At 66.7% G+C, this 13,694-nt stretch carries 9 protein-coding genes; 6 read left to right on the forward strand and 3 right to left on the reverse strand.

All coding sequences use genetic code 11. The features are described 5' to 3' along the window. Positions 1-153 precede the first annotated feature (153 nt). The 4 genes from M9M90_RS07065 (at position 154) to M9M90_RS07080 (ending at position 6,581) form a co-directional block, all read left to right on the forward strand. Complete coding sequence (locus M9M90_RS07065) at positions 154-1,212, forward strand: AraC family transcriptional regulator (RefSeq protein WP_254836460.1); 1,059 nt, start codon at positions 154-156, stop codon at positions 1,210-1,212. A gap of 112 nt (positions 1,213-1,324) precedes the next feature. Beyond that, positions 1,325-3,511 carry a TonB-dependent receptor gene (locus M9M90_RS07070; RefSeq protein WP_254836461.1) on the forward strand — a complete coding sequence of 729 codons (2,187 nt, stop codon included), beginning with the start codon at positions 1,325-1,327 and terminating at the stop codon, positions 3,509-3,511. Positions 3,512-3,573: 62 nt separating this feature from the next. Then, the gene (locus M9M90_RS07075) at positions 3,574-5,166 is read left to right on the forward strand and encodes a tannase/feruloyl esterase family alpha/beta hydrolase (protein WP_254836462.1); all 1,593 of its coding nucleotides are present in this window, start codon (positions 3,574-3,576) and stop codon (positions 5,164-5,166) included. Between the two features lie 341 nt (positions 5,167-5,507). Continuing rightward, positions 5,508-6,581, forward strand: coding sequence for a CPBP family intramembrane glutamic endopeptidase (locus M9M90_RS07080; protein ID WP_254836463.1), 1,074 nt, complete (start codon positions 5,508-5,510; stop codon positions 6,579-6,581). On the opposite strand, the gene M9M90_RS07085 is transcribed toward M9M90_RS07080, so the two are convergent. The 3 genes from M9M90_RS07085 to M9M90_RS07095 all read right to left on the reverse strand — a co-directional run bounded on the left by M9M90_RS07085 (position 6,557) and on the right by M9M90_RS07095 (position 9,768). Then, positions 6,557-7,267, reverse strand: a complete 711-nt coding sequence (locus M9M90_RS07085; RefSeq protein WP_254836464.1) for a dienelactone hydrolase — start codon at positions 7,265-7,267, stop codon at positions 6,557-6,559. The two genes, M9M90_RS07080 and M9M90_RS07085, sit on opposite strands and share 25 nt — an antisense overlap. A gap of 591 nt (positions 7,268-7,858) precedes the next feature. Next, a complete protein-coding gene (locus tag M9M90_RS07090; protein ID WP_254836465.1) occupies positions 7,859-9,226 on the reverse strand; it encodes an MFS transporter in 1,368 nt (455 codons plus the stop codon). Next, positions 9,223-9,768 (reverse strand): hypothetical protein, encoded by a 546-nt coding sequence (locus tag M9M90_RS07095; protein ID WP_254836466.1) that lies wholly within the window; start codon positions 9,766-9,768, stop codon positions 9,223-9,225. The genes M9M90_RS07090 and M9M90_RS07095 overlap by 4 nt, the downstream gene beginning before the upstream one ends. Positions 9,769-9,890: 122 nt before the next feature. On the opposite strand from M9M90_RS07095, the gene M9M90_RS07100 reads away from it, so the two are divergent. Together M9M90_RS07100 and M9M90_RS07105 are read left to right on the forward strand one after the other, a co-directional pair. Then, complete coding sequence (locus tag M9M90_RS07100; RefSeq protein WP_254836467.1) at positions 9,891-10,787, forward strand: LysR family transcriptional regulator; 897 nt, start codon at positions 9,891-9,893, stop codon at positions 10,785-10,787. Between the two features lie 528 nt (positions 10,788-11,315). Then, complete coding sequence (locus M9M90_RS07105) at positions 11,316-13,406, forward strand: PAS domain-containing hybrid sensor histidine kinase/response regulator (protein ID WP_254836468.1); 2,091 nt, start codon at positions 11,316-11,318, stop codon at positions 13,404-13,406. The last annotated feature ends 288 nt before the right edge of the window (positions 13,407-13,694 follow it).

The raw sequence follows: 13,694 nt of genomic DNA on the forward strand, positions 1-13,694 counted from the left end.
AGCGGCTATCTCGGCCGGCGTCGGAACTGTTTGGATGGCATCTGACGTTGGAGGGCAGGGAAGGTGGTCATGTTCCCGTGTTTGACGGCAATCGCCAAGCCTGAAATGTTTTCCCGCGGGCGAGAGCACAGGCTGCGCCTCTGGGGGAGACACGTGGACGCCAGTCCGACAAGGGCCAGGATACCTCTGCTCGCGGGCGCCCGGGGCGCAGGTGCGCTTGTGCTCGGCGGGCTGGATCTGGACACCCTGCTCAGCCGGTCGCTCGTGGCGCCTGACGCGACCTTTGTCACCTCCGACCAACACACCCTGCTGATGCTCAACAGCATCGATATGACCGGGGACGAGGCTCACGCCCTTGGGGCCGGGCGTCTGAACCACGGTTTCGCCTCCCTGGGCCTTCGGACCATGCTCAGCACCTCGACTCTGGGGTCCGCTCTCGGGGTGCTCACCCGCTACTTCACGACCTGTTCTTCGGTGCTCCGCATGCGCATCGAGTCTCGCGGCGATTTCGTGGAAGTCTCCCTTCGTGCGGAAGGTCGCGACGAGGCGCGCTGCGAGGTGCTTGAGGAGATTTGGTTCAACGCGCTCTACGCCTTCATGAGCTGGTTCGTGGGGCGGCGGCTGCCGGTGGTGGCGGCCACCGTGGCTCGGCTCGACCATCCTTCGGCGCACCGGGTACACTGGGCCGCCGGCGCGCCGCTTACCCGGGGAGAGGTCAGCTCGCTCCTGTTGCCCCGCGCCTGCCTCCAGTGGCGGCGACAGGTGGAGGACGTCGAGGAGCCGGTGTGGGAGGCCCTTCGCTTCTGGATGGACGACGATGTCCGGCCGCATGCTCAGACGGGCCTTCGCTCCGTCTTCAGCCGGTTCGAGACGCCCGCTGGACTGAGGTTGGACGACGCCTTCGATCAGGGTGTCGGCGAACGCCAAATGAGCCGCCGCATCAAGGCCGAGTACGGTGCGACCTTTCGCGATCTTCGGGCCGATGCGCTGGTCGACGTCGCCACGCGGCTGCTGCAGACGACTGACGTGCCGATTGATGAGATCGGAGCCCAGCTTGGCTATGCGGAGGAACGCAGTTTCCGGCGTTTCCTGCGCAATCGTGTGGGTCGAACGCCCGCTCAGATTCGCCGAGCCGGGGCCCGGGCTCCGCGCACCTCGGATGAGGCGGTGAGATCGCGCATTCACGCCCTGACCCGCAAGATGGAGCTCTAGGCCCGGCGCCGATGTCCGAATTGGTCCCCCCAGGGCGTCTTGTCCTGACCTTCTAGTCGGCCGGTCGCGACGGTTAGGTCCCCCCAACGATAAAACTGGGGGAAACGTCGTCGTGCAAACCAAGTCCACACTAATTCCGCAGGGCGCTTGGCGCCCGCATCTTCACCTGTCGGCGCTGCTGGCCTCGAGCTGCCTGGCCGGCGTGGCCGTCGCGCAGGAGGCGCCCTCTGCGCTCGACGAGGTGATCGTCACCGCGCAGCGTCGCTCGGAGTCCGTGCAGCAGGTTCCGGCCGCCATCACCGCCGTCAATCAGGCGATCATGCAGCAACGCGGCATCACCGATGTCGGCACGCTGCAGTTCGCGGTTCCGAGCCTAACCCTGGGCAGAAGCCTCGGGGTCACTCAGATCGCCATCCGCGGCGTGGGGCGCAGCGTCGGCCAGCCGGGTGTCGCCATCAACATCGACGGGGTCTACCAGCCGCGGAACACCCCCATGGTGGTCGGCCAGTCCGACCTCGACAGGGTCGAGGTGCTCCGAGGGCCGCAGGGAACCCTCTATGGCCGCAATGCCAATGGCGGAGCGGTGAACTTCATCACCCAGGCCCCCACCGCCGAGTTCGGCGGTTACGTCCAAGCCAGCTACGCCACCTATGACGAGTATCGCCTCCAAAGCGCCCTCAACCTACCGATCAACAATCGGGTCCGCACGCGCTTGGCTATCGACTACAATCGGCGTGAAACCGGCTTCGTGAAGAATGTCGCCGGCGGAGCCGATCTCGACACAGTCGACACCCTGGCTGGGCGTCTGCGGGTGGGCGTCGATTTGACCGACCACCTCGATCTGGACCTGAACTTCAACGCCTTCCGCGGAGGCGGGGCGGGCGACTATTATGTGCTTACCAGCCCGCCGAGCGCGGCCGGCGTGGCGCTCAATCCCTATATCGTCAACGCCAATGTGCCGCTTCAGTACTGGCGGACCAGCGCCAAGGGGCCCACAGACAGCGAGAGGGATTTCTCCTCCCTCAGCGCCACCCTGAACTGGCGGCTCGACGGCTTCGATGTGAAGTCGATTACCGCCTACCAGCGGATGGACAACAAGTGGGACATGGACCGGGATGGTGTGGATCTCGCGGTGGTCGACGCCCACGCCGACGAGAACTCCAGCACCTTTTCCCAGGAGGTCGACATCTCCGGCACGACCGGCCCATTCGATTGGGTGGGCGGGCTCTACTACATGAACGACAAGCATGCTCAGACGACCTACTACGCCTTCAAGCTGGGCTTCACCCCCCTGCCCCCGAACTTCTACCTGGTCCAGAACATGCCCAGGTATCATACCGAGGCCTATGCCGGTTTCGGCGACGTCACCTGGCGGCTCAGCGATCGGCTCCGCCTGATCGGGGGACTGCGCTACTCGAGTGACAAGACGACGGTCATCCACCGCAACTATGTCGGCAACATGCTCACGGGGGCGGCGCTTTTGGAGACCTGTCCGATCCAGCGCGACGAGCTGGAATGGGACTCCCTGACCTATCGTCTGGGCGGCCAGTACGAGCTGTCCGACAACAAGAACATCTATGCGACCACCTCAACGGGCTTCAAATCGGGCGGCGTCAACTTCTCGGGCTGCAACAACGCCTTCAATCCGGAGGACATCACCTCCTACGAGGGCGGCTTCAAGGGACGGTTCCTCGACAATCGGCTGACCCTGAACGCCTCGGCGTTCTGGTACGACTATTCCGACTTCCAGCTCACCCAGGTGGTGGGGATCTCCGGGAGGATCACCAACGCGGCCTCCGCCCGGGTCAAGGGGCTTGAACTGGAAACTGTCTGGAGCCCGGACGATCACTGGTCGCTCAACGGCAGCCTTGCGCTGCTCGAGGCGACGTTCGGCTCCTTCAGCAATACCGATTCCCTGAACGCGACCTTGGGCCCTCAGAACCTCAAGGGTCGCTATCTCGCCAACTCGCCGAAGGTCTCCGGAAACATCGGCGTCGCCTATCGGACCGACGAAACCGAGTCTGGCCGCCTTACAGCGCGCGCGGACATCACGGCGCGATCCAAGATCTACTTCCGAGAGTTCAATCGTTCGGAAGAATCCCAAGCCGCCTATGCGATCGTCAACGCCAACCTAATCTGGGACAGCCCAGACCAAGCCTACCGGGTGAGGGTGTTTGCCAATAATCTGTTCGACAAGGGCTACTGGACCTCGATGCTCGCCGTTGATGGGTTTGGAGCTCGCGCAGGGTCGTTCGGGACCCCGCGTCAGGTGGGCGTCGAGCTGCGGGCGCAATTCTGATGGCGCCCGCTAGAGGGCCTTCAGGCCGCGCTTGGTTGGGATTTGCAGCCTTCGGTCTGGGCATGTTCCTAGCTGCGGGTACGTCGGCGGCCTCGCCACCGGCAATCTGCGAGGCTCTGCTGGGGCAAACCGTTGCGGCCGACCAGATCGGCCTGCCCACCAGGGGCGCCCGCGTGATCTCGGCCAGGATGGTCAGGGCCCGCGGCGCGCGTGGTCGGGCGACGCCGGCGTACTGCGAGGTGCGCGGCGCCATTGATCCGGTGGATGACGCCGCGCCGCAGATCCGCTTCGCGCTCGACCTTCCCGTGGCCTGGAACCACAAGGCCCTAATGATGGGCGGCGGCGGCTTCGACGGGGTGATCCCTGACACCGGCGGTCCAATGCTGGGCGAGCCGTTCGACCACGTGGTTCCGCCATTGCTGCGGGGCTACGCGGTCTTCGCCAGCGACTCCGGACACCAGGCGGTTCCCGGCGCCGCACCTATTCCCGCCGTCGACGCCGCCTTTGCGGTGAATGACGAGGCCCTGGCCAATTTCGGCGGGGCGGCCCTGAAGAAGACCCGCGATGTCGCCATCAAGCTTATGGCGCGGGCCTACGGCCAGACCCCGGACCGCACCTATTTTGCGGGCGGCTCCAACGGTGGTCGTGAGGGGTTGCTGGTGGCCCAGCGTTGGCCCGATGACTTCGATGGCGTCATCGTCGCCTTTCCCTTCTGGAACGCCGGTACGACGGCCCTGACGTTCGGGGCCGTGATGAACGGCTTCGCCGCGCCCGGCGCCTATCTGCCGCCGGCCGGGCAGGCCCTCCTGTTCGACGCGGTCATGGCCAGGTGCGACGGCCTCGATGGGCTCAAAGACGGCCTGATCGCCAATGTCGACGCCTGCGACTTCGACCCTTCCGTGCTCAGATGTGCTGGACCGGCGAAAGACACCTGCCTGTCGGATCCACAAATCTTGGCCCTGCGCAGGTACGACGCGAAGATCAGCTACCCGTATCGGACGCGGGGGCGGGAGAGGTCCTATCCAGGGTTTCCGGTGTTCGCCGGGGCGGATCTGCGCGGTGACCAGCAGATGGCCTCGACGCTGCCCGCTCACCCCGCCGTCGCCACCATGCCGGTCATCGCCCATTTCTGGGATCAATTCGCACGCTTCGTCATCGCCCGGGATGCCGGTTTCAATCCCTTGGCGCTCGATCCAGAGCATCCCGGACGGCGCGTTGGCCGGATCAACCAGGTGGTCGATCTCCTGGACGCCGATTCCGTGGATCTCACCCGGTTCAAGGCCCGGGGTGGGAGGCTGATCCTCTATCATGGCCTGGCCGATCCCATCGTCAGTCCCCGGTCTACGGCGGCCTATTGGAACCGGCTTCAGACGGTCATGGGGACCGACGCTGTCGGAGGGTTCGCGAGGTTCTACGTCATTCCTGGTTATGGGCACGGCCCGGCAGGCCTGAGTGCGTTCAACCCCGCCTGGGACGCGATAGGCGTGCTTGAGGCGTGGGTCGAGGAGGGGGTCTCGCCGGGTCCCCAGACCATCGCCGATGTCGGCCCCAAGGCCCGAAGCCGGCCGCTCTGCGAATATGGAACATGGCCGCGCTACGATGGGCGGGGTGATCCGATGCTGGCCAGCAGCTTCCGGTGTGTCGTGGGGATGTAGGCCGTCCCGCTCATGGGTCTGAGGATCTGGGGCGCCGTCACACGCAAGGTCTGCTTGCCGGCGCTGCGGCGATGTCCGGAAGTGGCGCCGAGCAGCCGTTCGACGGTCAAGCTAGCATCTGAGCCGACTAGCAGACGTCGGAACGCGGAGTCGGGTGGGTAGAAGACCTTGGCCCGGGGTGGAGCGGTGTCCGGACGAGGCCCACCCGCTCCGCCAGGCGGCGGCCGCCGACGCGCATGTAGAGACGTCATGCGGTCGGGCGGGCGATACCGATCCCGTCGCCGCCGCACTGCCTAAGGCCTTCCGCTTGACGGCCGGCGCGGAAGGTGGAGCTTGGCGCCATGGGGTGGGCGGGGATCAGGTTCTGGGTGTTCGTGGTCTTGGTGCTGGGCGCGCCCGCGCTGCTGATGGCCGCCGGAGACCCGCACGCGACCGACCTTGGAAAGCTGGCCCTGATACTTGGACCGGCGGCATTCGGCCTTGCGCTCAACATGGGCGTAGACGACCGGGGCCGGGGTGCCGCGAACTGGGGCCGCGTCGGAGTCGCGGCCGCGGTGACGGTGCTGGTGGCGACCGGGGCAGTGGCCGTCGCCCTGGTTTTCGGCGCCGCCCAGTTCCAGGCGGCTGCAACGACCCCCGGGGCGGTGGCGCTGGCTGCGGTGATCTCGGCGCTGACCAGCCTGCTGGAAGAACTGGGCTGGGCGGCCGCTGGCGTCGCCCTGGCGACCCGCGCGCATGGCCGCCGGTGGGGCGTCTTGCTGCTGGGTCTCGTCTGGGCCGCGTGGCACCTCATCCCGGTGTGGTTCCGGGTCGGCCTGTTCCCGGACCTGGAAGCCGGGCCGCCGGCGATGATCGCAGCCTTCGTCGTCTCTTGCCTGATCTACCGCGAACTCCTCACCACCCTGCAGGAACGGGCCGGGACCTGGCTGGCCGCCGCCGCTGGCCATGCGGCGCCGAACATTCTGCTGGCCGGGCTGATGGCGGCGGGCCTGGGCGGTTTTGGGCTCGGTGCGGGATGGATGCTGTTTCCGGCCCCGGGCGGGCTGGTGTTTCCGGTGCTGGCCCTCGCGGCCCTTGTGGCGTTCCGGGTGCGGAACCGGCTGTCCGGCAGGACCCCGGATCCACCCGACCAGGCCAGCAGGTACAACCAGCAGCGCCAGGGGCGGCCCCCGCCAAGCGGCCTCTCGGAACCTCCGGTTAGGGTCGAAATCCCGCATCGGTCACCGCGCAGAAAGCCGACCTTCATCGCTGATCTGCGAAAGCCCACTTCCCGCACTGGTCCCAATGTCTCTTCATGGCGCACCGCGGACCATCCCGATCGCCGCTGCGCTTGCCGTCCGAAATGGGTGAAGGCGGACGTCGCTGTTCAACCCCTCAGGATCGATCTCCCTCAGTGCAGCGTCTTTTTGAAGTAGCGCACGATGGCGGCGTTGAAACGCCTGTGGAGAGCCGTTCTGTCGATGGTCTTTGTGCAGATCGACGGGGCCACCTTCGCCAGGGCGTCGCTGCAGGGAGCCATGAAGTCGAAGTGGTCGGCGCCGGGAACCACGCGGTATTCGGCCTTGGGCAGCAGGCGGTGGACGACCTCCGCATAATAGGGCTGGGGCAAGACCGTGTCCCATTCCGCGCGCCAAAGCTGAACCGGAATGGACACCGACTTCAGGCCGGAGGGCTCAAACGCAAAGCCGAGCGCGGGCGCGACCACGACAGCCGAGCGGATACGCGCGTCGTGGGCGACGGGAGCGAAGGTGGCCGGGGCCGCGCTGGCTCCGGGACCACGCTGCTGCGCGCAGTCGAAGAAGTGCGGATGCTCAGCGCAGTGGCGCGCGAACAAGGTGAGATCCGGCTCGCCACCTATTGCGCCAAGAACGGTAAAGCCGCCGGAGGAGAAGCCGAACGCACCGATGCGCTTGGGATCGACGGCCCCGTGGCCTGACCAGCCCGTGGTCATGTAGTCGATCAGGCGGATGAGTTGGCCCGGCCGCTCCGTGATCCGCATTGCGCGGCTGCGGTCGCCGCGCGTGTCACCAGTGTGGGTGATGGAGGCCACAACGAAGCCTGCCTGGGCCAGGGCGCGCGCGGTATCATAGTGGTCGATCAACGATCCTCCGGTCCCGTGCGAGATCACCACCAAGGGGTGGCCTCGGCCTGCCACGGGCGCGTCAGGCGACACAGACTGCCGGAAGAGGCCGAGTGGGACATCCTTCTCAAGCGCGTCCGCAGGGTACCAAATCGCCCCCACCATCGAGGTGTCGCCAGGAACTGGGACCGATATCGTCTGGAATCCTACAGTTCCAGCCTGTGCGGCGCATGACAGCGCCAAGTAACAGGCCAATACCCAGCACCCCAAAATCTTCATTAATTCGCTCCCACCTATCTAAGACATCTATCGGGCGCCGCGTGGTGTCAAGGCGGGCCGCTCACAAAAGAGATGGCGGATCTGACCGGTATTTGCGTCCGTACAAGCAACCCGGCCCTTGGTCCTGGCGGTTGGGAGCTGGATCCCCATCCTTGGAGCGAACGCTCCGAGGTTCCGAAAGGGGACGCAGCCATCAGCTGGCAAGGCAGGGAGTGTCTGCTCCCGGGCTGGGGCCCGATCTCCGCTCCTGGCGCAAGGCGGACCCGAAGCCACCGGACCGGCCGAATTCAGCTGAGGCTGGTAAGCTGACATCCGGATCCCACGCGGAAGACCTCAACGCGAGGCAAAGCCGTTCTTCCTCGTAGGTCCGAGCGGTCTCGGAGGCGATGTGGAGCGCAGCAAACTGATGAGACCGCCCGCCAGGGCGAACGCTGCGGCGATGCCTAGGCCGACTCGAGGCGCGGCGGCGAGCGGGAAAGTCGTGAAGATCAGGGTCATCAGGACCGCGCCTGCGATTTGGCCCGTCAGGCGGGCCGTGCCCTGCAGTCCGCCGGCGGCGCCGCTGCGCTCGGGCGGAGCGATGAGGAACATGCTTCGGTTGTTGGGCGTCTGGAAGAGGCCAAACCCCAGGCCGCAAACGACGACGAATGGCGCCAGGGCCACGGGGCCGAGTGTAGCTGGGCTGGCGGCGGCGCCGGCCAGGCCGAGCGCCATGACAACGCCGCCCAGGCCGCAGAGCCAGGCTGTCGGAACACGATCGGAGAGCCAACCTGCCGCCTGGGCCGTCACAGCGACAGTGAGCGGCCAAGGCGTCATGTAGAGGCCGGTCATCAGCGTGGTCTGACCGAGATCGTGATGCAGGAGGAAGGGCAGCGCCAGGAGGGCGGCCGCCTGGCCGACGAAGCAGCAGACCGAGGTGATCACTGAGATCCTGAAGGAGGCGCCGCGCAGAAGATCCAGGGGGACGAGGGGCGCGGCCTTCGGCCCTTCCCGGCGGAGGAGGAGCAGCAGGGCGAGGGCCGCGGCCGCGAACAGGACGATCGAGACGCCCGCCTGGGTTAGCAGCAGGTCGGCCCCGGCCACCAGGCCGGCGAAGACGGTCGCATTGAGGGCGGCGCTGACGAGATCGAGGCGACGACGAGTGCCCTGGCGGCGAGGCAGGCCCCGGCCAGCCAGCAGGACCGCGGCGCCCACGGGTAGGTTAACCGCGAACAAGCAGGGCCATCCCCATTCGGACAGGATCAGGGCACCGATCGAGGGGCCGGCCGCTGAGGCCAGCGCGACCGCCGTCGCATTCCAGCCGATGGCGGCGCCCAAAGACTTGTCGGGTACGACCTGCCGCAGCAACGCCACCCCCAACGACATGACCGCCGCGCCGCCGAGGCCCTGGACGAACCGGGCCGCGACCAGCCAGGGCAGGGATGGGGAGAGGGCGCAGAGGGCGGACGCCGCGGTGAACACTGACACGCCGGCGATGAAGACCTTGCGGAACCCCAGGCTCTCGCCGAGGGCGGCGCAAGGCAGCAGGGCCGTGACAAGGGCGAGCTGGTAGGCGGTCACGACGAGGACCGAAGCGCCCGGTGTTACGTCAAGCGCCCGCGCGAGCGTCGGAAGCGCCACATTGACGATCGAGGCGTCCAGAACAACCAGGACGGTGGCGGCCAGGACCGCGGCGATGGCGTGTAACGGACGGCCGCTCATGCCACGCCCACCGTCCAGACGCCCTCGCGCTCGACGTAGCGGGTGATCCGTCGCTCGACCTTGTCCTCAACCTTCAGGTCCCGCTCGGTGAAGCGGAAAAGCAGGGCTGGGCCGGCCGTGCAGCGTGTGTCGTGGATATCGCCCGGCAGGTAGACCTGCACTTGCCCGGGAGCGACCCGGGTGGCGTTGCGCCTGACCAGGCGGGGCTGCGCGTCGGCGCCCTCAAGGCGGTCGTAGGTCCCCATCTCGCTTTCGCCCCTCTGGACGCCGTAGATCACCCAGGCGCGCCCGTGATCATGCGGCGGTCGGTATAGGCCCGCCGGCTCGGTATGGGCCAAGAGCACGAAACCGTGGTCGGTATCCCGATATAGCTCTCGGGCCAGCGGCTGCTGATGGTGGAGGTCGGCCAGCCAGGGTTCGGAGCCGTCAGCCGCAAGCAGGTTTGCTAGATGGCGGCTGCAGGCGGCCGTGACCCCTCTGTTAAGCGGGCCCCAATCCGAGCGAACGGCTTCGACGAATTTGTCCAGGGCGCTCTTGGCCATGGCGGATCTCCTTCGGTTCGATCAGGAGATATCGCTAAGGTCGATGCGGCGGAACGCGCACTATTTGCATTCAATTCGTGCGTCAGACGCCACATATGACTGGAAGCGTGGTACTGGGGGGCATGTTCTCCGCTGATCTGAACCTTCTCACTGCTCTGGATGTGCTGCTCGCCGAGGGTAGCGTCGCCAAGGCGGCTAAGCGCCTGCAGCTCAGTCCCTCCGCAATGAGCCGGACCCTGGCGAGGCTGCGGGAGGCCACTGGCGATGCGCTGCTGGTCCGGGCAGGCCGCGGACTTGTCCCTACGCCGCGCGCCTTGGCGCTCGGGGAGACGGTGGGCGTTCTGGTGCGCGAGGCCGAGGCGATGTTGCGTCCCGTGGAGGGGCTCGACCTCTCGCGTCTCGAGCGGACCTTCACAATGCGGGCTCGGGAAGGCTTCGTGGAGAACTTCGGCGCTGAACTGGTGTCGCGAGTAATGGCCGTCGCGCCCAAGGTGCGGCTGCGCTTCGTCGCCAAGGCCGACAAGGACAGCGGGCCGTTGCGGTACGGCAGCGTAGATCTAGAGACCGGCGTCGTCGAAAGCGTCATCGGACCCGAGATCCGCACCCAGCGACTGTTCGATGATCGGTATGTGGGCGTGGTGCGGGCGGGGCATCCGCTTGCCGGAGCACCGGTGAGCATGGCGGCATATGCTGCGAGCACTCATGTCCGCGTCTTGCTGCAGGGTTCGGAGCAGGCGCCGATCGACGACTGGTTCGCGCCGGCCGGAATCCGTAGGAATATCGTCAGCGACGTGAGCGGGTTTGCGGCCGCGCTGGCCTTGGCGCGGGGTTCGGACCTGGTCGCCACTGTCCCAGAGCGCCACACCCGGGTCCTGAGGGCCGGTATGGCGAGCTTTCGGCTGCCGGTTCCCTTGCCCGAATTCACCGTTTCGCTGCTCTGGCATCCCCGATCAGATGGCGATCCCGCGCATCGCTGGCTTCGCGGTTGCGTCCGCGAGGTCTGCGCCAGCGCACTTTAGGCCTGGCGAACGTCGGACTGCCGTCCGGACTCAGCGTCCGCGCGCCTGAACATGGACGGGGCGGTGGCGGGGAAGGGGCGCCAGACTCACGCCATGCCGGACGCGGGCGGCTAGCCTGGCTGCACTATACACGGCTGGCCATGTATTCCGGGTGTGCGATCCCCTCCGGCGCAGCCGACTTGCTTGGCGCCCGGCATAGGGACCGGGCAAATCAAGCACGCTTGCAACGTCAGCTCTAGGTCAGGAACCCAACGTCCGCTGCTGGCGCTTTGGGGTCGAAACCATTGAGCTGCCTGCTCTCGATCAGGCTTTGATCCGCAGGCCGCGGCACCAATGCCGTGGCGGGATGACGCAGGCGCACAACTGGCGCGCGGCGGCGTTGGCCTGGAAATGACTTCTTCAAGGTCTCAAGGTCAGTCTGACCAGATGACGGGCGCAAATCCCTACGCGGCGTGGTCTGAGCTTCGGGGCCGCGAGACGCGCCTCCGGCTTCTGCTGGCGATCGCCACCGCAGTCCTGGGGTACTCGTTGACCGGGGGCGTCGAACTCTGGGTCTGGCTGGCCGCGGTGGTCACGACACAGTTTGTCGACGGGAAGGTGCTCGAGGTCTGCGCGCGCGACAGCCAGGCGCCGCCATCGATCGCATGGCGAGCGACCTACGCTTCCAGCATCTTTCTGACATCTTTCGTGTTCAGTTCGGTCGGCCTGCTGGTCCTTCAGCGGGGGGATGCGCATGCCGCGGTCTTCGCGCTCCTGGTCAACGCGGGGGCGCTGCTGAACCTCGCCATGGTCAGCCATCGCGCCCCGCGCCTCGTCCTGATCGCCTGGGCCGGACACCTCTTGCCGCTGCTTGCCCTCCCTTGGCTCATCCTCGAGGCGCGCCCGGACCCGATCGGCGCCATCTGCGTCACGCTCGCCGCCCTGGTGTTCGTGGGCCATCTGATCATCGCGACCGGACGTTCGGCCGCCGCTGAGCGCGAAACGCGCGCCGCGCTTCACACCGCCCAGGACGTCCTGGCGCGCTCCGCAGCCGCGGAGCGCCGTCTCCACCTCGCGGCCGAGATCTCCGACCTACACATCTATGAGATGGATCTCGTCGGCGGCGCCCTGTCCTGCGACGGCGCCGCAGCCACCTTCCTCGAGGAGCCAATGAGCTTCGCAGCCATGGTCGCCGATGGCTTCTACCTGGTCGACCCGCGAGACCGGCCGAGGGTCGAGGCTGCGTGGTCCGACTATATGGAGGGCCGGGCTCCGTATCGCACCGAGTACCGGCTCCTGCGTAAGGACGGGCGCGAGATCTGGGCGTTCGCCGGCGCAGAGCTGCTCCGTGACGAAGTTGGCCGGGCGACCCGGCTGGTTGGCGTGATGCGCGACCTCACAGCGCAGAAGCGCGACGAAGTGGCCCTCGTCGAAGCCCGAGACCACGCCGAGGCCGGCAGCCGCGCCAAGAGCGCCTTCCTCGCCACCATGAGTCACGAAATCCGCACGCCGTTGAACGGCGTGCTGGGCATGGCCCAAGCGATGGCCGTCGATCCCTTGACGCCGTCGCAACGGGAACGTCTGGGGGTGATCCAGCAATCGGGAGAGGCCCTCCTGGCGATCCTCAACGACATCCTGGACCTCTCGAAGATCGAGGCCGGCAAGCTCGAACTGGAGATCGTCGACTTCGACCTCGGCGACGTGGCGCGAGGCGCCTATTCGGCTTTCACCGCCATCGCCAACAAGAAGGGTTTGAGCTTCGCGCTCGACGTCCAGGCCGCCCAGGGACGGTATCGAGGCGACCCCAGCCGGTTGCGGCAGATCCTCAACAATCTGATCTCCAACGCATTGAAGTTCACCGAAACCGGCGAGGTTCGCGTTACGGCCTGCCACGCCGACGGCGAGCTCTCCGTCTCGGTGCGCGATACCGGCCCGGGGATCGCGCCCGAGGGGCTGGCCCGCCTGTTCGAGAAGTTCGACCAGCTCGACTCCTCGACCACGCGCCGTTTTGGCGGCACGGGCCTGGGCTTGGCAATTTGCCGAGACCTGGCAGCGCTCATGGGCGGGCAGGTGAGCGTTGAAAGCGAGACCGGGCGTGGCTCACGGTTCGAACTGCGAATCCCGCTCGAGCGGCTGGGCGACGCGCGCGCCGCCTCGCCGGCGCCCCCATCGCCAGAAGACCACGCGGCAGTCGATCTGCGCGTGCTGGCGGCGGAAGACAATGCGGTCAATCAACTCGTGCTGAAGACCTTGCTGCATCAGCTGGGCGTGAGTCCCCATGTGGTGGAGGACGGCCAAGCCGCCGTCGCCGCGTGGGAAACTGGCGCTTGGGACCTGATCCTTATGGACGTGCAGATGCCGGTTATGGACGGCATCGCCGCCACGGCGCGCATTCGCCAGCGGGAACGCGAAACCGGCCGCGCCCGCACGCCGATCATCGCGCTCACCGCCAACGCCATGGCGCACCAGGTGGAACAGTACCTCGCGGTCGGCATGGATGGGCACGTCGCCAAGCCCATTGAAATCGCCGCCCTCTACGCGGCGCTGAGCGGCGCCCTGGGCGCCCAACCCTCGGACGTCGACAGGCCGCCGCATGAGGCGTTCGCGCAAGATGGTCATCGGCACGCCTCTGAAGGCTAAATTTTTGCGACGGGTCTCCTAGACGCATCGGACATGCACTTACACATGTCTTACACACTTACACACTCTCTTAAACATTTTGAAAATACGTCGTAAAAGTACGTATAAAATCAATTAGTTATGGTAGACGCACCGGACTTAAAATCCGTAGGGCCGCAAGGCCCGTGCCGGTTCGAGTCCGGCCGCCCGCACCAGCTTATCGCCGAGAGCCGCCGCTGGAGAATTTCGGTGGCTTCGGGCTCGCGGGGATGGAAACGCGGCGCGGCCTAGAGGCAGACCCCAAGAGTG

The organism is Phenylobacterium sp. LH3H17, from assembly GCF_024298925.1.
Lineage (GTDB): Bacteria > Pseudomonadota > Alphaproteobacteria > Caulobacterales > Caulobacteraceae > Phenylobacterium.

Excerpts from the sequence above, each read along its gene's own strand:
- M9M90_RS07075 (WP_254836462.1), top strand. The coding sequence starts at position 3,574 with ATGTTCCTAGCTGCGGGTACGTCGGCGGCCTCGCCACCGGCAATCTGC.
- M9M90_RS07080 (WP_254836463.1), top strand. The coding sequence starts at position 5,508 with ATGGGGTGGGCGGGGATCAGGTTCTGGGTGTTCGTGGTCTTGGTGCTG.
- M9M90_RS07090 (WP_254836465.1), bottom strand. The coding sequence starts at position 9,226 with ATGAGCGGCCGTCCGTTACACGCCATCGCCGCGGTCCTGGCCGCCACC.
- M9M90_RS07095 (WP_254836466.1), bottom strand. The coding sequence starts at position 9,768 with ATGGCCAAGAGCGCCCTGGACAAATTCGTCGAAGCCGTTCGCTCGGAT.
- M9M90_RS07100 (WP_254836467.1), top strand. The coding sequence starts at position 9,891 with ATGTTCTCCGCTGATCTGAACCTTCTCACTGCTCTGGATGTGCTGCTC.